Annotated in this window: 13 protein-coding genes; 9 read left to right on the forward strand and 4 right to left on the reverse strand. The window is 69.6% G+C overall.

The genetic code is table 11. The features are described from left to right. Nucleotides 1-65: 65 nt before the first annotated feature. A complete protein-coding gene (locus tag H566_RS0115345; protein ID WP_034411882.1) occupies nt 66-707 on the forward strand; it encodes a response regulator in 642 nt (213 codons plus the stop codon). A gap of 226 nt (nt 708-933) precedes the next feature. Here H566_RS0115345 and H566_RS0115350 read toward each other — a convergent pair whose 3' ends face one another. The 3 genes from H566_RS0115350 to H566_RS0115360 form a co-directional block, all read right to left on the reverse strand. Then, nucleotides 934-1,377 carry a response regulator gene (locus tag H566_RS0115350; RefSeq protein ID WP_245591376.1) on the reverse strand — a complete coding sequence of 148 codons (444 nt, stop codon included), beginning with the start codon at nt 1,375-1,377 and terminating at the stop codon, nt 934-936. Between the two features lie 363 nt (nt 1,378-1,740). Continuing rightward, nucleotides 1,741-3,432, reverse strand: a complete 1,692-nt coding sequence (locus tag H566_RS0115355; protein WP_028312126.1) for an MFS transporter — start codon at nt 3,430-3,432, stop codon at nt 1,741-1,743. Nucleotides 3,433-3,828: 396 nt separating this feature from the next. Further along, a complete protein-coding gene (locus H566_RS0115360) occupies nt 3,829-4,893 on the reverse strand; it encodes an acyltransferase family protein (protein ID WP_028312127.1) in 1,065 nt (354 codons plus the stop codon). A gap of 304 nt (nt 4,894-5,197) precedes the next feature. Here H566_RS0115360 and H566_RS0115365 point away from each other — a divergent pair, with 304 nt between their 5' ends. From H566_RS0115365 to H566_RS0115395, 7 genes are all read left to right on the forward strand, one after another. Beyond that, entirely contained in the window at nt 5,198-7,393 is a 2,196-nt protein-coding gene (locus tag H566_RS0115365) for a patatin-like phospholipase family protein (RefSeq protein ID WP_051378828.1), read from the forward strand. After that, on the forward strand, nt 7,390-8,709 hold the full coding sequence (locus H566_RS0115370) for a VIT1/CCC1 transporter family protein (protein WP_084545156.1): 1,320 nt from the start codon (nt 7,390-7,392) through the stop codon (nt 8,707-8,709). Before H566_RS0115365 ends, H566_RS0115370 begins: the two co-directional genes overlap by 4 nt. Nucleotides 8,710-8,800: 91 nt before the next feature. Then, the gene (locus tag H566_RS29715) at nt 8,801-10,669 is read left to right on the forward strand and encodes a pentapeptide repeat-containing protein (RefSeq protein WP_028312130.1); all 1,869 of its coding nucleotides are present in this window, start codon (nt 8,801-8,803) and stop codon (nt 10,667-10,669) included. 138 nt (nt 10,670-10,807) lie between these two features. Beyond that, nucleotides 10,808-12,244 (forward strand): alkaline phosphatase, encoded by a 1,437-nt coding sequence (locus tag H566_RS0115380; RefSeq protein WP_028312131.1) that lies wholly within the window; start codon nt 10,808-10,810, stop codon nt 12,242-12,244. Between the two features lie 68 nt (nt 12,245-12,312). After that, nucleotides 12,313-13,737 carry an alkaline phosphatase gene (locus tag H566_RS0115385; protein ID WP_028312132.1) on the forward strand — a complete coding sequence of 475 codons (1,425 nt, stop codon included), beginning with the start codon at nt 12,313-12,315 and terminating at the stop codon, nt 13,735-13,737. Between the two features lie 125 nt (nt 13,738-13,862). After that, nucleotides 13,863-14,717 carry a hypothetical protein gene (locus tag H566_RS25565; protein WP_156924454.1) on the forward strand — a complete coding sequence of 285 codons (855 nt, stop codon included), beginning with the start codon at nt 13,863-13,865 and terminating at the stop codon, nt 14,715-14,717. A 209-nt stretch (nt 14,718-14,926) separates the two neighbouring features. Beyond that, complete coding sequence (locus H566_RS0115395; protein WP_028312133.1) at nt 14,927-15,757, forward strand: PEP-CTERM sorting domain-containing protein; 831 nt, start codon at nt 14,927-14,929, stop codon at nt 15,755-15,757. Between the two features lie 151 nt (nt 15,758-15,908). On the opposite strand, the gene H566_RS0115400 is transcribed toward H566_RS0115395, so the two are convergent. After that, nucleotides 15,909-17,339, reverse strand: coding sequence for a hypothetical protein (locus H566_RS0115400; RefSeq protein ID WP_028312134.1), 1,431 nt, complete (start codon nt 17,337-17,339; stop codon nt 15,909-15,911). Between the two features lie 144 nt (nt 17,340-17,483). Here H566_RS0115400 and H566_RS0115405 point away from each other — a divergent pair, with 144 nt between their 5' ends. After that, a complete protein-coding gene (locus tag H566_RS0115405; RefSeq protein WP_028312135.1) occupies nt 17,484-18,650 on the forward strand; it encodes an ABC transporter permease in 1,167 nt (388 codons plus the stop codon). Nucleotides 18,651-18,674: the final 24 nt, after the last annotated feature.

Here is an 18,674-nt window from a genome sequence, read left to right on the forward strand (position 1 = left end):
TTTCGGGTACGCTCGACTCAGGTCAGGCGTACCCGTCTTTTTTTCCGCCACACGCTGAGAGCCACATGCCGATCCGTATCCGAGTCGCCATCTGCGACGACCACGCGATTGTCCGTGCCGGGTTCCGCCAGTTCATCGCCGACCAGGCCGACATGGAAGTCACGGCTGAAGCCGATACAGGCCGCGCCGCGCTCGACATTGCCCGTTCGGGCAGATGCGATGTGCTGCTGCTCGACATCTCGATGCCGGGGCAGAACGGTGTCGACACCCTGCGCGCAATCAAGGCCGGCCAGCCCGAGCTGCCGGTGCTCATCCTCTCGGGCTACCCCGAGGAGAACTACGCGCTCAGCCTCATGAAGATGGGCGCCAGCGGTTACCTGCGCAAGGACGTCGATCCCGACGAGGTGCTGCGCGCGATCCGGCTCGTGGCCCAGGGCCGGCGCTACGTGAGCCAGGCGGTTGGCGAGATGCTCGCCGCCGGCATTGACGACCCGGATGCCGCGCCTCCGCACACGAAGCTGTCCGATCGTGAGCAGCAGGTCTTTCTCCGGCTCGCCAAGGGCGAGACCGTCACCGGCATCGCCGAGGCGCTCAACCTGAGCGTCAAGACCGTGAGCACCTATCGTGCACGACTGTTCGAGAAGCTGAGCCTGCAATCGAACAGCGAACTCACCTACTACGCCATGAAGCAGGGCCTCATCGAGTGAGGTCGGCAGGGCGTTCGGATGCACGCATGGCGTGCATCAAGCTAGGCTGATGCAAACGCTTGCAGCATTCGCGTGAAGCCAAATTAGAAGGACTGACGACACAAGCGACAAGGGCCGGTGATGACGACGCATCACCGGCCCTTGTCGCTTGTGCGCAGCCCCGCTCGGTGGATGGACCGAAGGATCCGTCGCACGGGCTGCGCCACAACCGCGCCGTCAGGCGGGGTCAGTCATTGCCGCCAGCGCCCAGACGGTCGCGCAGGTAGTCGGTGAGATCGTCGATCTCGCCCGACTTGTCGAAGAATGCATCGGCGCCGAGTGCGAGGCAGAGGTCGCGCACTTCGGGGCCGGCTTCGTTGGTAAGCACCAGACGCACCGCGCGTCGGTCGCTGCCGGGCCGCTGGCCGAGCCACGTAAGCACGCCGATGCCGGTACCCTCGCGCAGCCACAGGTCGAGCACCAGCACATCCCAGCGGTTCTGCGAGAGCCATTGCTTTGCGTCGGCCTCCGTCTCGGCATAACCGACGACCTTCACATGCCTGACTTCTTCGAGCAGCGGGATGAGTCGATCGCGGATGACCGGGGAGTCCTCCACGATGAAAATTCTGAGCGCGGCATCTACCGCCATGATGTTGTGACGCTCCATCTGGGCTACATGCACCGTCTGCATGCCGACTCCCGCCTAGTCTCGCGTGCGCCTTCAGGCTGTTGGCTCCGGCATCACCGGTGGCCTCACGCATCTTCGCTCATTCCATCGCCCGGCATGAATTGTCCGGACGGCCTGCCGACAGGACTGATCGATTCAACCCCGGGGAGCTCGATCGCATGTCGACTCCGATTGTCCGCGCAGTCGGCCGTCGGCGATGACGGATGAGCCGGCAGCATCCCGTCAGCAGGCCGCTCGCACGACCGTAGGAAAAGACCTACAGGTTCCTTGGGAATGCTCCTCGCCTTTTCCCGCGCCGTCGTGCCCTGCCATGCAAGCAAAAAAGGGAGCCGAAGCTCCCCTTTCTGCCTGGGCTGGGGCCGAGGCTCAGCCGCGCATGCCGACGCGTTCGTCGTTGATGTCGACGTCCTTGGTCTCGCGCACGAACAGCAGGCCCACCACGAAGGTGATGCCGGCCACGACGATCGGGTACCAGAGGCCGTGATAGATGTTGCCGTTGGCCGCCACGAGGGCGAACGAGATGGTCGGCAGGAAGCCGCCGAACCAGCCGTTGCCGATGTGGTACGGCAGGCTCATGGAGGTGTAGCGGATGCGGGTCGGGAACATCTCCACCAGCATTGCCGCGATCGGGCCGTACACCATCGTCACGTAGATCACGAGGATGGTCAGCAGCACCACGAGCATCGGCTTGTTGATCTGCGCGTCATCGGCCTTGGGCGGATAGCCGGCGGCCTTGATCTCGGCGCCGAGCGTCTTGGTGAACTCGGCGTTCCTGGCCTTGAAGGCGCTGCCGTCGAGCGGCTCGCCGTCGAAGCTCTGCACCGACTTGTCGCCGATCTGCACATTGGCGAGCGTGCCCGCCGGCGCCGGCACGATGCTGTATGACACCGAGGACTTGGCCAGCGCCGAGGCGGCCACGTCGCAGCTCGACGCGAAGTTGGGCTTGTTCGGGTTGGCGAACAGCTCGAACTGGAAGTGGCAGCTGCCCGGGTCGGCCACGATCGTCACGGGCGACTTGGCCTGCGCGGCTTCGAGCGCCGGATTGGCGTAGTGCGTGATGGCCTTGAACAGCGGGATATAGGTGAGCGCCGCGATCAGGCAGCCCGCGAGGATGATCGGCTTGCGCCCGATGCGATCCGACAGCGAACCGAACACCACGAAGAAGGGCGTGCCGATCAGCAGCGACAGCGCGATCAGGATGTTGGCCGTGGCCGAATCCACCTTGAGCGACTGCGTCAGGAAGAACAGCGCATAGAACTGGCCCGTGTACCAGACCACCGCCTGGCCGGCCACGAGACCGACCAGCGCCAGGATCACGATCTTGAGGTTGCGCCACTGACCGAAGGACTCGCTGATCGGCGCCTTCGAGGTCTTGCCTTCTTCCTTCATCTTCTTGAAGGCGGGCGATTCGCTCATCGACAGGCGGATCCACACCGAGATGCCGAGCAGCAGGATCGACACGAGGAAAGGCACGCGCCAGCCCCAGTTCTGGAACGTTTCTTCACCCAGTGCGGTACGCACGCCCAGGATGACCAGCAGCGACAGGAACAGGCCCATCGTCGCGGTGGTCTGGATCCAGGCTGTGTAGGCGCCGCGCCGGCCGGCGGGCGCATGCTCGGCCACGTAGGTGGCGGCGCCGCCGTACTCGCCGCCGAGCGCTAGACCCTGAAGCAGCCGCAGCGCCACGAGGATGATCGGCGCCGCGATGCCCCATGAGGCATAGCTCGGCAGGATGCCCACGATGAAGGTGGACATGCCCATGATCAGGATCGTGACCAGGAAGGTGTACTTGCGCCCGACCAGATCACCGATGCGCCCGAACACCAGCGCACCGAACGGCCGCACCGCGAAACCGGCGGCGAAGGCCAGCAGCGCGAAGATGAAGGCCGAGGTCTCGTTGACGCCCGAGAAGAACTGCTTGGAGATGATGGCCGCGAGCGAGCCGTACAAATAGAAGTCGTACCACTCGAACACGGTGCCGAGCGACGACGCGAAGATGACCTTCTTCTCCTCGCGGGTCATCGGCGCTGCATTGCCCATCGGGATTGCCGCTGCCATGGTTGTCTCCTCCACTTGCGGATTGCCGGGTGGACCCCGGTTTCGGCCGATTGGGCATGGGGCGGTTTACGCGAGGCTTACCGTTTTCAGCGCGCGAAGGCTATGGTCCGGTCCTGATGTGCGACTGCAATAACGCGCTCCTCCCCATGTGAAGTCGGCGTCAAAAATGAAAGTTCATGCAGTTCGTGCTGCGTTCGCACATGGACCGAAGCGGGTCAGGATTTACACCAAGCCCGGCTTGTGCTGAGGCGCATGCCTCGCCCCGACGGGGGAGGGCGCGGGGGTGTCTCGCACGCTGGTGTCGGCCCGATGGGGCCTGGCAGCCTGGCCCGGCGGGGGCGGCACGGAGCGCGGTTCAGGCGGTACGCCGGCGCCGGTCTGGTGGCGGTCCGGCGCTCAGCAGGAGGTCGATCGGCTGACCACCTCGCGCGAGGTCCGGCGCGACGGCCCCAGGCCGGCCCAGGCCGGGCGCTTGAACAGCCAGCGCAGCGGCGTCGGACGCGTGATGCGCTCCAGCGCGAAACTCGCGCCGATCGACAGCAGCGTCACGCCGCCCACCAGCGCGAGCGGCGGCAGCGCGAGGCCGGCACGGTCCCAGGCCAGCAGCAGGAAGTGGATCGGCAGCGAATGCGCGAGATACACGACGATGGAGTTGCGCCCGCAGTAGGCCAGCCAGCCGAACAGCGCGAACCGTGCCGTCAGCGCCGCGACGGTCACGGCCACCAGCGCGCCACCCAGGCTCAGCAGCAGGTGCACCGGCGACATCTCGGCATAGCCCGGCGCCTTGAGCGTGGCCCAGGCATTCACCGCCGCCCAGGCGGCGATGCCCGCCAGCGCGATCAGGGGCCGCCGCCCTGCGGCCTGGGCAAGGGTGCCGATGCGGCCCGCGAGCAGCCAGCCGATCGCGAAGAACACGAAGCGCTCGGCGGTCGCGTCGATGAACAGCACGCCCGATTGCGGATCGGCCAGGTTGATCGCGGTCGCGCCGATGAGGATGGCCGGCGTGCTCGCGCCATTCATTAGCTTCGCCAGCACGTAGAACACCGGCAGCATCAGGATGAACCACAGCGGCCCCGGATCCGTGAACGCATGGGCGAAGAAGGCGCCCACCGCGCGCAGGCCCGACGGCCCGTCGCGCCATTCGCCGAGCAGCAGGTACTCGATCGCGCACCACAGGAAGAAGAAGTACCAGAAGTGAACCAGTTTCTTGTCGAGGTAGTGGCGCCACGGCCGGTCGATGACCGGACCGAGCAGCAGGCCCGAGATCAGGAACAAGCCCGGCAGCCGCATCGTCTCCGCGAAGCTCATGAGGGTGCCGACTGGACCCGGCGGCAGTCCGTACTGCCACATCTGGAGGCTGACATGCAGCACGACGATGAGCAGCACGCACAGGCCGCGCGCGTTGTCGATCCAGTCGATGCGGTTGTTCGAGGCCTTGGCGGACGGGGCAGTTGCCGACATGCGTGACTCCCGTGGGTCGAGCCTCGGTTCGCCGCATGAAAAGCGTGAACTAGCTCACGGTTGCTAAAAATAAGTAAGAAAAGCGCCACGTAAATACTAGGTCATTTGACTAGAAATTCCTAGACAAGCTTTCGCATGACCCTCAGCGGACCGGCGCCGGCGGCAGCCGGCGACGACGAGCGGAGCAGCGGTCGGGGATGGGTCGCGGCAAGTCTGAGAAGCTTTCACCCTCGCTTCGCCACCCGCTCCCATGACGCTTCGCTGCTCGACTTCCCAGGCTTTCGGCCGACTTGCGGTTTCCTTGATGGCCTTGTTGCCTGGCGGAATCGCGCCCGTTCGCGCGCAGGCGGCGGCCGACGCGCCCGAGCGTCCGCGCATCTGCCTCGTGCTGTCGGGCGGCGGCGCGCGCGGCGCGGCGCATGTGGGCGTGCTGAAGGTGCTGGAGGAATTGCGCGTGCCCGTGGACTGCATCGCCGGGACGAGCATGGGCGCCATCGTTGGCGGCGCGTATGCGTCGGGCACGACGGTGGCCGAGATGGAGGCGCGGCTCGGCAGCCTCACGACCGAGGCGCTGTTCACCGACGATCCGCCGCGCCCCGAGCGCTCGATGCGGCGCAAGGCCGACGACGCGCGCATGTTCTTCGGCCCCGAGCTGGGCGTGGATGTCGAGCGCGGCCTGCGCCTGCCCAAGGGCGTGGTGTCGGGCACGGCGCTGGAGGCGGTGCTGCGCCGGCTGGTGCACAGCGGCGGTGTGAGCCGCTTCGACCGCATGCCGATCCCGTTCCGCGCGATCGCCACCGACATCGAGTCCGGAAAGATGGTGGTGTTCGACAAGGGCGACGTGCCGAACGTGATGCGCGCCAGCATGTCGGTGCCCGGCGTGGTGGCGCCGGTCGAGATCGACGGCCGCGAGCTGGTGGACGGTGGCCTCGTGCGCAACCTGCCGGTGGACGTGGCGCGCGAGATGGGCGCCGACGTGGTCATCGCGGTCAACCTCGGCACGCCGCTCATGACGCGCGAGCAGATCAACTCGGTGCTCGACGTGTCGGGCCAGATGATCAACATCCTCACCGAGCAGAACGTGCGCGCCTCGCTGGCCGAGCTGACGCCGCGCGACGTGCTGATCTCGCCGGCGCTGGGCGGCTTCTCGGCCGGCGACTTCACCGGCGCGGCCAGGGCGGTCGCGATCGGCGAGGCGGCGGCGCGCGAGCAGGCGGCGCGGCTGTCGGCGCTGGCGCTCGATGCCGGCGCCTGGGCCGGCTGGCGCGCGCGCTTCGCGGCCGTGCGCGCCTCGGCGCCCAGCAACCGTGCCGAGCCGGTGGCCGAGGTGCGGGTGGAAGGCACCGAGCGCGTCAACCCCGAGGTGCTGCTGCGCGCCGTCGGCACCCGCGTCGGCCAGCCCTTCGACCAGCAGGTGATGGATGCCGACCTGCGCCGGCTGTACGGCTGGGGCGATTTCGAGCGCGTCGGCTTCAAGGTCGAGCCGGGCGCGGCCGGGCCGGTCGTGACCTATGACGTGAGCGAGAAGAGCTGGGGGCCGGACTACCTGCGCTTCGGCCTCGGCCTACAGAGCGATTTCTCGACCGATTCGTCGTTCAACCTGCTTGCGAGCTATCGCCGCACCTGGCTCAACAGCTATGGCGCCGAATGGCGCAACGACGCCCAGCTCGGCCGTCACAACCTGCTGCAATCGGAATGGTTCCAGCCGCTGGACCTGGACCGGCGCTGGTTCATCGCGCCGCGCGTCGAGGCCTCGCTGCGGCCGCTGGTCATCTACATGAACGACACCCGGCTGTTCCGCTACAGCGTGAGCGAGCGGCTGGCGGGGCTGGACCTGGGCGTGGACGCGACGCCGGCGGTGCAGGCACGCCTCGGCTTCGTGACCGGCGTGCAGCGCTACACGCTCGATACCGGTCAGTTTCCGGGCGTGCCGCGCAGCGTTGCCGGCCATGTCGGCGGGCTGAGATTGCAGCTGCGCGCCGACACGCTCGACAACCGCCAGTTCCCGTCGTCGGGCCAGGCCGCGAACCTGACGCTGTTCAGCGCCCGGCGCGCGCTCGGCGACGAGACCGACTTCAACCGCTGGGAGGCCGAGACGCTGTCCACCGCCTCGGTCAGCAGCCATGCCTTCTCGCTGCGGCTGCGCGCGGGCGGCAAGCTGGGGCCCGATCCGCTGCCCTTCGCGTCGCAGTTCCGGCTCGGCGGCTTCATGAACCTGTCGGCCTGGGGGCCGGACCGCTTCTACGGCGCGGCCTACGAGACGGCCGCGATCACCTGGGCCGACCGGGTGCTGGAGATTCCGCTGCTGCGCGGCGCCTGGGCCGGCATGGCGCTGGAAGCGGGCCGCATGCGCCATGCGCCGATCGGCGACGACAGCGGGCTGCGCAAGTCGCTCGCGCCCTTCGTCGCGGTGGACAGCCCGCTCGGACCGGTTTATTTCGCGCTCGGTTTCGCGCCCGGCGGCGAACGCGCCGCCTACATCACGCTGGGATTGCCATGACCTCCTCTTCCGACAACAAGCTCGCCGCCACGGCGGCCGACGGTCCGCCGATCGCCGCTGACGCCGCCGCCGACGGCGCTCCGCCCCTTACGCCTCCCCGGGCGGCCGCCACGCCGCCCGCCTCCTTCGCCGATCGCGGGCGCTGGCGCGCCAACCTGGGCGACGAGCTCGACTCCGCCGCGCTCTACGACGCGCTCGCGGGCGTCGAGCCGCATCCCGAGCGCGCCGAGGTCTTCCGCGAGCTGGCCCGGGCCGAGCGCGCCCACGCCGATTTCTGGGTACGTCGGCTGGAGGCGGCCGGCGAGAAGGTGGCGCCGCATGTGCCTTCGTGGCGGGTGCGGGTGACGGGCCGGCTCGCGCGCTGGTTCGGCGTCGGCTTCGTGCTGCCCTCGCTCGCGGCGGCCGAATACGCCGACCGCAACAAGTACGCGAACCAGCCCGACGCCGTGGCCGCCGGCCTGTCGGCCGAGGAGCAGCAGCACGCCTCGGTGCTGCACGCGGCCGGGCGCGGCGACATGCGCGCGGTGGCGATCGCGCGCGGCGAGCTCGCGCCCGACGTGGCGCATCTGCCGGCCGCGTCGCCGAGCGCGCGCGGCATGACCGGCGAGGAGATCGTGCGCGCCGAGCGCTGGCATCGCGGCGCCTCGGGCAACGATCTGCGCGCGGCGGTACTCGGCGCCAATGACGGCCTCGTCTCCAACTTCTGCCTCGCGATGGGCGTCGCGGGCGCGGGCGCCGACGGCCGCACGCTGCTGCTGACGGGCGTGGCCGGTCTGGTGGCGGGCGCCTGCTCGATGGCGCTCGGCGAATGGCTGTCGGTGCTCAATGCGCGCGAGGCCGCGCAGTCGCAGATGGCGAAGGAGGCCGAGGAGATCGCCAACACGCCGCATGCCGAGCAGCGCGAGCTCGCGCTCATCTACCAGGCCAAGGGCATCGCGCGGCACGACGCCGAGCGCGTGGCGGCGCAGATCATGGCCGACAAGGACGCCGCGCTCGAAACCCTGGCGCGCGAGGAGCTCGGCATCGACCCGGCCGAGCTGGGCGGCAATCCGGTGAGCGCGGCGGCCATCAGCTTCGGCCTGTTCGCGGCCGGCGCGCTGGTGCCGATCCTGCCCTTCATCTTTGCCGGCGGCCCGAAGGCGATCGCCGCGAGCGTCGCGCTCACGGCGCTGGCGCTGTTCGGCATGGGTGCCGTCACCTCGTTGTTCAACGGCCGCACGCTGCTGTATTCGGGCACGCGTCAGGTGCTGGTGGCCGGCCTCGCGGCGCTCGTCACCTGGGGCGTGGGCGCGCTGTTCGGCGTCGCGACGAGCTGAGGCGCGCCGGCCGGACGAATTGCCCCGGTCTTGTGACATATCGCACGCGGCGGGACAGTGCGGCTCCCGCCCGCCGCCGGAGGCCGCCGCGATGTCCGATCCCGTCACCCCGCCCGTCGCACCCGAGTCGCCGGCATCTGCCGCGCATCCGGCGCCCGTCACCGCGTCGCCGCCCGCGTCCGCGGCGCCTGCCCGGGCCACGACCGAGGCGGCCCAGCCCGAAGTCGCGCGCGCCCTGCTCGAAAGCGCCAACAGCGCCTCGCAGAGCGTCGCGGTGCTGCACTTCACCTTCATGGCCGTGTGCGCCTACCTGCTGCTGGTGGTGCTCGGCACGACCGACCTGCATCTGCTCGTCGGCCGCAACGTGCGCCTGCCCGTGGTGGACATGGAGGTGCCGATCGTCGCGTTCTACGCGCTGTCGCCGTGGCTGCTGGTGCTGATGCACTTCAACCTGCTGATCCAGCTCCAGCTGCTGTCGCGCAAGCTCTACGCCTTCGACGCGGCGGCCGGCCCGCGCCACCGCGACCCCGGCGGCCTGCGCGACCGGCTGCATGTCTTCCCCTACAGCTACATGCTGGCCGGCGACATGACGCCGCTGATGCGCAACCTCACCGCGCATGTCGTGGCCATCACCGTGCTCGTGCTGCCGGCGGTGGCGCTGTTCGCGATGCTGATCCGCTTCCTGGGCTACCAGTCGCCGGTGGTGACGACCGCGCAGCGCACCGCGCTCTGGCTCGACGTGCTGCTCGTGATCGCGCTGTGGCCGGTGATCATGGATCGCGGCGATCGCTGGACCGGCTGGTGGCGCGAGCTGTTCTCGAAGCTGAGGCTGGGCGTGATGGGCTGGATCGCCTGGGGGCTGCTGGTGGCGGGCCTCGCGCTCGTGCTGTTCGGCGGCGACTACCGCTGCCTGCGCGCGGGCGCCATCACGGTCGCCGTCGCGCTCGGCCTCGCGCTGCTGCGGCCGCTCGGCAGCGCCGGCTTTGCCGGCCTGTGCGCGCGGCTGCTGCCGACGCTGCTCTGGCTCGGCATCACCGCCGCGCTGCTGCGCTTCACGCCGGTGTTCGGCGGCTGGGCGTCGCAGTTGCCCGCGCTGGTGTTCGCGGCGGCGATCGGCGCGCTGCTGCTCGCGCCGTGGATCTTCTTCTGGCGCGCCGATCTGCCCTGCGGCGGCGTGGTGCTCGCGGGCATCGTCACGCTGCAGCTGCTGCTGCCCCAGGCCATCGTGACCGAGGGCGAGCTGATGGCGAGCTGGCCCGGCTGGCTCGCGCGTCACCTCTGGCATCCGCCGGTCCTGCAAACGCTTGCACCCGGCGGGCTGGCCTCGCCCAACTGCCCGCGCGCGCGGGAGTTCGAGGTCGAGCAGGCGCGCCGCTATCGTGATCCCGAGCGCTACGACCCCGACCGCGCCCGTGCCGCCTGGTGCCAGCGCCAGGGCTGGTCGGTGCTGTCCTGCGACGTGCTCGAAGGCGCGCGCCGCATCGACCTGCGCGAGCAGCCGGTGTTCGCGCAGGCGCCCGATCCGCTCGCGCTCGCCGAGCTGCGCCGCGACCAGTGGAAGGACGCCGCCGCCTGGGACGCCGCCCAGGACCGCGTGCAGCGCGCCTCGCTGCGCGACCGTTCGCTGCGCCACGCGCGGCTGGAGGGCGCGGTGCTCGTGCGCGCCGACCTGCGCCAGACCGACCTCACCGGCGCCTGCCTGACCGGCGCCCGGCTCGGCGGCGCCGAACTCGCCGGCGCGCTGCTGCGCGGCGCGGTGCTCTGGGGCGCGAGCCTGCGCGGCGCCAGCCTCGGCGGCGATGTCGGCACCGACCGCCCGGCCGGCAAGACCGACTTCGGCTACGCGGTGCTGAACTGGGCCGTGATCGCGCGGGCCACCCTCGACGACGCCGACGTGGCCGGTGCGCGCATCGTCGATCTCGTGAGCGACGTGCCGCCCGCCGCGCTGAAAGCAGATTGAAGTCTCAACTCCCGGCAACGTCGGCGAAAACACAACGAAATTCCGCCGTGCAAGCCATTCCGGCGGTGACGGATGGCGAGTCACCGCGTCGTCACACGTCCGCAGGAGAGTGCGCCGTCCCTACACGGAGCACTCCCCATGAAAATCCGCCTGATGTCGGCGCTGGTGGCCGGTGCCATCGCGCTTGCCGGCTGCGCGAGCGACAACAACAGCGAGCCCGCGCCCAAGAACGTCCTCTTCTTTCTCGGTGACGGCTACGGCATCGTCCCGATGACCGCCGCGCGCATCTACGCCGTCGGCGAGGACGGTGATCTCGCGATCGACAGCTTTCCCGAGACGGCCTTCATCAAGACCTTCTCCAACGACGCTCAGGTGACCGACAGCGCCCCGTCGATGTCGGCCTACATGACCGGCGTGAAGATGAACAACGAAGTCGTCTCGATGTCGAGCGACACCCAGGCCCTCGACGCCAGCGGCAATCCCTACATCAGCGGCGCCGACTCGACCTGCCCGGCCACCGGCAATGGCACGCCCGTCACCACGCTGCTCGAACTCGCCAAGGCCGCCGGCCGCGCGACCGCGGTGGTCACGACCACGCGCGTCACGCATGCCACGCCGGCCGCCACCTACTCGCACATCTGCCACCGCGACGGCGAGAACAGCATCGCGGCCCAGCTCGTGCCCGGCGGCACCGGCTTCAACAGCAAGCTGGCAGACGGCGTGGACGTGGTGCTCGGCGGCGGCTGGCAGCACTTTCTCGCCAAGGGCGATGCCAAGGGTTCGTCGCGCAGCGACTCGCGCGACCTGACGGCCGAACTCAAGGCCAAGGGCTACACCTACGTGAACGACCTCGCCGGCCTCAACGCCGCGCCGACGGCCTCGGGCACCAAGCTGCTCGGCCTGTTCACCAAGGGCCACATGAACTTCGACATCGACCGCGATCCCACGGTCGAGCCGAGCCTCGCGCAGATGACCACCAAGGCCATCGACATCGCGAGCAAGAACAGGAAGGGCTTCTTCCTGATGGTGGAAGGCGGCCGCATCGACCAGGCGCTGCATCCGACGCTCGCGCGCAAGGCGCTGCAGGACGCCAAGGCCTTCGACGAGGCGATCACGACCGCGATCGCCAAGATGAAGACCATCGACCCCGAGCTGAAGAACACGATCATCGTCGTGACGGCCGACCACGATCACACGATGGTGATGAACGGCTACGCCGCGCGCACCGGCAAGACCACCGACAGCAGCCCCGGCATCCTCGGCCTGCTCAAGCCCTACACCGATCCGTCCACGCCCGCGAAGGACGCCGACGGCAAGCCTTTCACGACGCTCGTGTTCGGCAACGGCGAGAACCGCGTCCAGGCCAATCGCTCGACGATGACCGACCTGACCGACGCCACCGTGTTCGACAAGAACTACCACCAGGAAGCCGCCGTGCGCATGCCCGCCGGCAGCGAGACCCACGGTGGCGGCGACGTCTTCCTCGGCGCGATGGGCACGGGCGCCGACCAGTTCCACGGCACGCTCGACAACACGGCCGTGTTCTCCCTCGTCAAGAAGGCCGCCGGCCTCTGAACACCGAACGCCACGGAGTCACGATCATGAAACTCGACAACATCCAGGCCGCGGCGCGCCCGGCCGTCATGCAAACGCTTGCAAAGCCGCGCCTCGCGCGCGTCGCCGCCGCCGTCGCGCTGGCCGCGACCGCCGCCGGCGCCGCGCTGCCGGCCCATGCCGCCGGTGAAGCGAAGAACATCATCTTCTTCCTCGGCGACGGGATGGGCCCGGTGCCCAAGACCGCCGCGCGCATCTACAAGTATGGCGAGGCCGGCTCGCTGACGATGGACACGCTGCCCTACACGGCGCGCGTCAAGACTTATTCGCTCGACGCCCAGACCACCGACAGCGCCCCGTCGATGGCCGCCTACATGACCGGCGTGAAGCAGCGCAACGAAGTGCTCGGCATGAACGGCGACACCGTTGCCGTCGCGCCGGGCAAGGACCCGGTCACGGGCGTGTCCAACGCGGTCAACAACTGTCTGCCCACCAACGGCGCCGCCGTCACCACGCTGATCGAGTACGCGATCGCCAAGGGCAAGGCGACCGGTGCCGTCACCACCGCGCGTCTCACGCATGCGACGCCGGCCGCCACCTACGCCCACATCTGCCACCGCGACACCGAGTACGAGATCGCGCGCCAGGCGGTACCGGGCGGCGCGGGCTTCAACGCCCGCCTCGGCAACGGCGTGGACGTGCTCATGGGCGGCATCAGCAGCTACTGGCGCCCCTACAACGCGGCCACCACGCCCAAGGGCCGTCCGGATGGCCGCGACCTCGTGGCCGAACTCCAGGCCAAGGGCTACAGCTACGCCAGCGACCTGACCTCGTTCAACGCGCTGCCGACTGCCGCCGGCACCAAGGTGATCGCGCTGTTCGACCAAGCGCTGTCGCAAGGCCACATGAGCTACGAAGCCGACCGCGATCCGACCAAGGAACCGAGCCTGGCCGAGATGACCGTCAAGGCCATCGACATCCTGTCGAAGAACTCGAACGGCTACTTCCTGATGGTGGAGGGCGGCCGCATCGACCACGCGCTGCACGGCACCAACGCCTATCGCGCCGTAACCGACACCGTCGCCTTCGACGACGCGATCAAGGCAGCGCTGGGCAAGGTCGATCTGAGCAACACGCTCATCGTCGTGACGGCCGACCACGACCACACGATGGCCTTCAACGGCTACGGCAAGAAGGGCACGCCCATCCTCGGCCTGAACGTCAACTACGCCACCGGCCGCAACAGCCTCGACGCCGACGGCCTGCCGTACACGACGCTCGTGTTCGGCGGCGGCAGCAACCGCCCCGACGTGCGCGCCACGCTCGACAGCGAGACGGTGCAGGGCAAGGACTACCTGCAGGAAGTCGTGATCCGTCGCGGCGCGCCCGGCTCGGAAACCCACGGCGGCGGCGACGTGCAGCTGTACTCGACCGGCGCCGGCAGCAAGAGCTTCAAGGGCACGATCGACAACACCAGGGTGTTCACGCTCGTGAAGAGCGCCGGCGGCCTGTGATGCCGGCATGACGCGGCCGGACTGACCGGCCGCGAGCGAACCAGGCCGATCCCCCGGGGGATCGGCCGTTTTCATTGGCGCGCGCGCTGCCGCCGGCAGCCGCGCGCGCCCGCCGGAGCAAGAAGATGCAATCCAGTTACCGCTTCAGTTTTTCCCGCCGCGCCGGCCTGGCCGCGCTCGTCGCCGCCGGCCTGGGCGCCGCGCTGCCCGCCGGCCATGCCGAAGGCCGCCCGGCCGATGCCGCCCCCGCGCGTGCCGGCGCCATGGTCAAGCCCGTCGCGCCCCCGCCCGCCGCGAACACGCCGCGCCAGCTTGCCGCGCTGAACGCGCCGGCCGCCGTGCCGGCTCCGCCCGCCGCCGACCTGCCGCCGCTCGACGCCGTCATCAGCTACGAGAGCCGCATCGTCAACCACGCCGGCGTGACGGAGGTGCGCAGCTTCCGCAACCTGCTCGTGCGCCGCCCGGGCCATGTGTGGATGCAGCGCCTGCTGCCCGAGGTGCGCGCCGGCCACGAGACCGAGGGCGAGGCCCATGGTGGCCACAAGCATTTCGACTTCGAGGCCGCGACCCAGCACCTCACGCGCAATGCCGACGGCAGCATCCGCGCCGACTACGTCGATGCCGAGACGCGCCAGATCGTGTTCGTGCCGCCGGCCGAGTACAGCGTGTCGGGCTTCGACGGTTCGTGGGAAGGCGCGGCCGCGCTCGTGCCCGAGAAGGTCGTGCTCGCGATGCCGCGCAGCAACCGGCCCGCGCCCGCCGGCGCCGAATGGCGCGAGGAGCGCCGCGACGGCTGGACCAACCGCGTGCTGTGGTCCACCGCGCAGCACATCGCGCTGGAGATCGAGTCGGGCCGTGACGACGGCAGCCTGCGCCGCGTGACCCGCGTGACGCCCCAGCCCGCCATGCCCGACGCGCGCCTGCCTTGGCTCGCGCTCAAGGGCTATCAGCAGAAGGAGTACCAGGACTTTCTCGACTGACCCCGATGCCGCGTAACCCGCCCGAGGGAGCCGGGAGGTTCTTGTGCGCTGCGGCTTGACTAATCGTCGGGATTGATGACGCGCTTCACGTCTCGCATCGCCTTACGGGTTTCCGCGAAGTGAGCCTTGGTTAGCGTTGGTCAGCGGGCTTGCCCGCATCACCTCATCTCTAACCCAGCCCGCGAGACGGGCTCTCAGGAAGGAAACCCATGTCGAAACTGCGACTCGCCACCGTGGCGACGGCGCTGGCGCTGGCCTATGCCACGCCGTCGTTCGCCGCCACCGGCTTTGATGTGTCCGGCTCCGTCATCACCACCAATCTCGACGTCCAGACCTTCGTCGAAACCAACCGCGACGCGACCGTGGTCAGCACGCCGGTCAGCAGCACGACCACCGCGCGCCAGGTCGTGACCGATCCGAAGCCGGGCGTTGCCGGCAGCGTGGCCACGTGGCAGGACACGACCACGACCTACCGCACCAGCACCACCGACAGCTACACCCTCAGCTCCACGTACTCCACGCCGTCCACGGGCTACTCCGACATTCTTTATGTCGGCAACGTCAACTCGTACAGCACGGGCAGCTACACGCTCGACGTGTCGGCCATCCTGGTGGGCGAGTACGCGACGGGCACGGGCCTCGGCGGCCGCACCCGCACCTACGTGCCGACGCTCGAGTTCGCGCTCAACGATGGTCCCTATGTGCCGTTCAGCACGCTGGGCACGCTGCTGAACAGCAGCAGCGTGACCTACACGCTCACCGGCGTGAGCTACGGCTTCACGCTCGCCTCGGGCGACATGCTCAGCTTCTCGATCGCGGCGACCACCGATGGCGCCGGCAGGTCGCAGATCGCCAGTCTGGACATCGCGATCAACGGCAGCATCGCCGGTCCGGCCACGACCCAGACCACCTCGACGCTGATCAGCAGCTACACGATCCCGGCGCTGCCCGTGCCCGAGCCCGAGGTCTACACCCTCGGCAGCCTGGCCTTCGGCCTGGTCGCCTTCGCGCGCCGGCGCGAGCGTCGCATCGCCGCCTGAGCGCCTCGCGCCTGAACCCGGGCGGTGTGCCGCCCGGGGCCGACGGCCGCCTGCGGGCGGCCGCATTTCCGAGGACCGGCGACCGAGGGACCGGCGACCGAGGGGCGGCGATCGGGGGCCGGCACGATAGACCCACGCGCTCGGCCTTGGCTCACTCCCAGACGACGCTCCAGGGACTGCTCGCGTACGTTCCCGCGTTCTCGCCGCGTGCGATGGCGGTCCAGCGATTCCAGACGATCGCCGCGGCGCCGCTTTCGGCCATCGCCATCGAGATCTCCAGCGCGTAGCCCGTGCCGTCGGCGTCATAGGCCCCCGTGCTGCCGTTGCTGACGATGGTCGGCGCGCTCATGCCGCCTGCCAGCGGCCGATAGCTGACGGCCTTGACCTGCGACGGCTGAAGGCTGTCCTGCCAGACCAGCAGCCCCTGGTCATAGCGGTTCGCCAACCCGAGCTGGACTCGCGCATCGCGCGACGGCAGATCGCCGCGACGCGTCATGCCGGTGCTCAGCCCGCCGAAGGCCCACTGCCCGGCCTGATCGGCGCTGCCGGTGTTCTTCCACGCCAGCAGCCATTTGCCGGTGTCCTTGATGGCGCCATCCCAGAAGGCGGCGATGGGCGCGGTCTGGATCACCGCCGCGGGCAGCAACCAGCCCTGGGTCGGTGAATAGCCGACCGCCTTCAGACCGGTGCCGTCACGATTGACCTGCAGGGCCAGCATCGCGCCGCTGCCGCTCGAGATGAGCCGGTCGACCGCCGACAGCACGGGCGAATCGGGCAGGGCGCGAAAGCCCTGCCTGAGGCAGTTCGGGGACCAGACCGCCGACCGGACGATCACGCCGCCGGGGGCGTTCACCTTCCACGCCACCAGCACGCTGCCGTTGTTGAGCGCGCGCTGGAGCAGCATGGTGTAGCCGTCGTCGGCGCTGCGTCGCTGACTGCCCAGCGCGACGGCGCCCGACCAGCGTCCATCGGCCGCGCGGCAACGGCCCCAGAGCGCGTAGCCGCCGTAGTCGGGCTCGCCCCGGGGTTCCGTGTTGGCGGCGGCGGGTGCCCACAGGCTGACCAGCATGCCGCTGGCGTTCACCACGGCATAGGTCTTGTAAGGCCAGCTCGGGTAGGTGGTGGTTTCGAGCGGCGACCAGGTGGCCGTGCCGATGTCGAAGCGGCTGTGGCTGGCCTGCTGGTTGATGCTGAATCCGGCCCAGGCGAGCGGGGCGTTGCGGGCGAAGCCGGTCGGGAACAGGCCCGGATTCGGCACCTGCACCACCTCGACCGGCGAGGTCGCCTGGCTCCAGGTCGTGCCCTCGCCCGCGCGCCGGAAGGCCGAGTAGGTGGGGCCGTCGTAGCCGTTGACCGGAGAACTGATCGTCCACTGCGCGAGGAAGTCGCCATCCGCCGTGGCAGCCACGCTGCGGAGGTGGAAGTTCACGTGATAGCCGACGCGCTCCGGCGCCAGCTGCACCGGCGGCTGAAAGGCGCGGACGGGTTCGGCGGCGCGAAGGGGCAGGCCCGTGCCGGCAAGCGCCAGCAGCAGCGTGGCGGGCAGGCATCGGAGCCGGGCATGAGGAAGCGGAATGGTCATCGAGGTTCTCCACGGAAGAAGGAGGACGGAACCCGCGTCGCATCGTCCGTCGCCTGCGCCGATGCTCGAAGTCTTTCGCCCGGGTGGCCAGTGGGGCGAATTCGTCAAACTGGCGGAAACATCCGCCGTCCCGCCCCCGCCGCCATGCCGATCCCGCTCCACTACATCGCGCGCAACCTGCGCGTGCGCAAGCTGACCACCGCGCTCACCGCCGGCGGCATGGCGCTCGTGATCTTCGTGTTCGCGGCGGTGCTCATGCTCGACGCGGGGCTGAAGGAGACGCTCGTCGCCACCGGCCGCGCCGACAACATCATCGTGATCCGCCAGGGCTCGCAGACCGAGGTGCAGAGCGGCATCCAGCGTGACCAGGCGGCGCTGATCGAGTCGGCGCCCGAGGTGGCGCTCGACGCCGCCGGCCGGCCCTTCGTCGCGCGCGAATGCGTGGTGCTCAACTCGCTACTCCGGCGCGACGGCGGCAAGCGCGCCAACGTGGTCGTGCGCGGCACCGACGCCACCGGCATCGCGCTGCGGCCGCAGGCGCGGCTGGCCGAGGGTCGCTGGTTCCGCCCCGGCTCGACCGAGATCGTCGTGGGCCGCCAGGTACTCAAGAGTTACGCGGGCGTCGAGCTGGGCCAGTCGCTGTCGTTCGCGCAGCGGCAGTGGACGGTGGTGGGCGTGTTCGACGCCGGCAACTCCGGCTTCGACAGCGAGATCTGGGGCGACGCCGACCAGATGCTCCAGAGCTTCCGCCGCAATGCGTATTCGAGCGTGATCGCGCGGCTCGCGAGCCGTGACGCCTTCGACCCGCTCAAGGCCCGGCTCGACGCCGATCCGCGCCTCAAGGTCGATCTCGAACGCGAGAACCGCTTCTACGAGAAGCAGAGCGAATCGCTGTCCGATTTCATCACCATCCTGGGCATGGTGCTGTCGGCCATCTTTTCGGTGGGCGCGATGATCGGCGCGGCCATCACGATGTACGCCGCCGTCGCCACCCGCACCGCCGAGATCGGCACGCTGCGCGCGCTCGGCTACCGGCGGCGCGGCATCCTCGCGGCCTTCCTGATCGAGTCGCTGCTGCTCGCGGCGATCGGCGGCGTGGCCGGGCTGGTGGCGGCGAGCTTTCTCCAGACCATCACCGTCTCGACGATGAACTTCGTGAGCTTCTCGCAGATGGCCTTCGGCTTCCGCATGACGCCGGGCATCGTGCTGCGCACCGCGCTGTTCGCGCTGCTGATGGGCGCGGTGGGCGGCTTCCTGCCGGCGCTGCGCGCGGCGCGCATGAAGATCGTGGACGCGCTACGCGCCGGCTGAGCCGGGGCCGGCCGCCCGACCTTC

Source organism: Derxia gummosa DSM 723, from assembly GCF_000482785.1.
Taxonomy (GTDB): Bacteria; Pseudomonadota; Gammaproteobacteria; order Burkholderiales; family Burkholderiaceae_E; genus Derxia; species Derxia gummosa.

What these genes read in the sequence shown, in the direction of transcription:
- H566_RS0115345 (WP_034411882.1), top strand. Translation starts at nt 66, where the DNA reads ATGCCGATCCGTATCCGAGTCGCCATCTGCGACGACCACGCGATTGTC.
- H566_RS0115350 (WP_245591376.1), bottom strand. Translation starts at nt 1,377, where the DNA reads ATGCAGACGGTGCATGTAGCCCAGATGGAGCGTCACAACATCATGGCG.
- H566_RS0115380 (WP_028312131.1), top strand. Translation starts at nt 10,808, where the DNA reads ATGAAAATCCGCCTGATGTCGGCGCTGGTGGCCGGTGCCATCGCGCTT.
- H566_RS0115395 (WP_028312133.1), top strand. Translation starts at nt 14,927, where the DNA reads ATGTCGAAACTGCGACTCGCCACCGTGGCGACGGCGCTGGCGCTGGCC.
- H566_RS25565 (WP_156924454.1), top strand. Translation starts at nt 13,863, where the DNA reads ATGCAATCCAGTTACCGCTTCAGTTTTTCCCGCCGCGCCGGCCTGGCC.
- H566_RS0115385 (WP_028312132.1), top strand. Translation starts at nt 12,313, where the DNA reads ATGCAAACGCTTGCAAAGCCGCGCCTCGCGCGCGTCGCCGCCGCCGTC.
- H566_RS0115365 (WP_051378828.1), top strand. Translation starts at nt 5,198, where the DNA reads ATGGCCTTGTTGCCTGGCGGAATCGCGCCCGTTCGCGCGCAGGCGGCG.
- H566_RS0115405 (WP_028312135.1), top strand. Translation starts at nt 17,484, where the DNA reads ATGCCGATCCCGCTCCACTACATCGCGCGCAACCTGCGCGTGCGCAAG.
- H566_RS29715 (WP_028312130.1), top strand. Translation starts at nt 8,801, where the DNA reads ATGTCCGATCCCGTCACCCCGCCCGTCGCACCCGAGTCGCCGGCATCT.
- H566_RS0115360 (WP_028312127.1), bottom strand. Translation starts at nt 4,893, where the DNA reads ATGTCGGCAACTGCCCCGTCCGCCAAGGCCTCGAACAACCGCATCGAC.
- H566_RS0115370 (WP_084545156.1), top strand. Translation starts at nt 7,390, where the DNA reads ATGACCTCCTCTTCCGACAACAAGCTCGCCGCCACGGCGGCCGACGGT.
- H566_RS0115355 (WP_028312126.1), bottom strand. Translation starts at nt 3,432, where the DNA reads ATGGCAGCGGCAATCCCGATGGGCAATGCAGCGCCGATGACCCGCGAG.
- H566_RS0115400 (WP_028312134.1), bottom strand. Translation starts at nt 17,339, where the DNA reads ATGACCATTCCGCTTCCTCATGCCCGGCTCCGATGCCTGCCCGCCACG.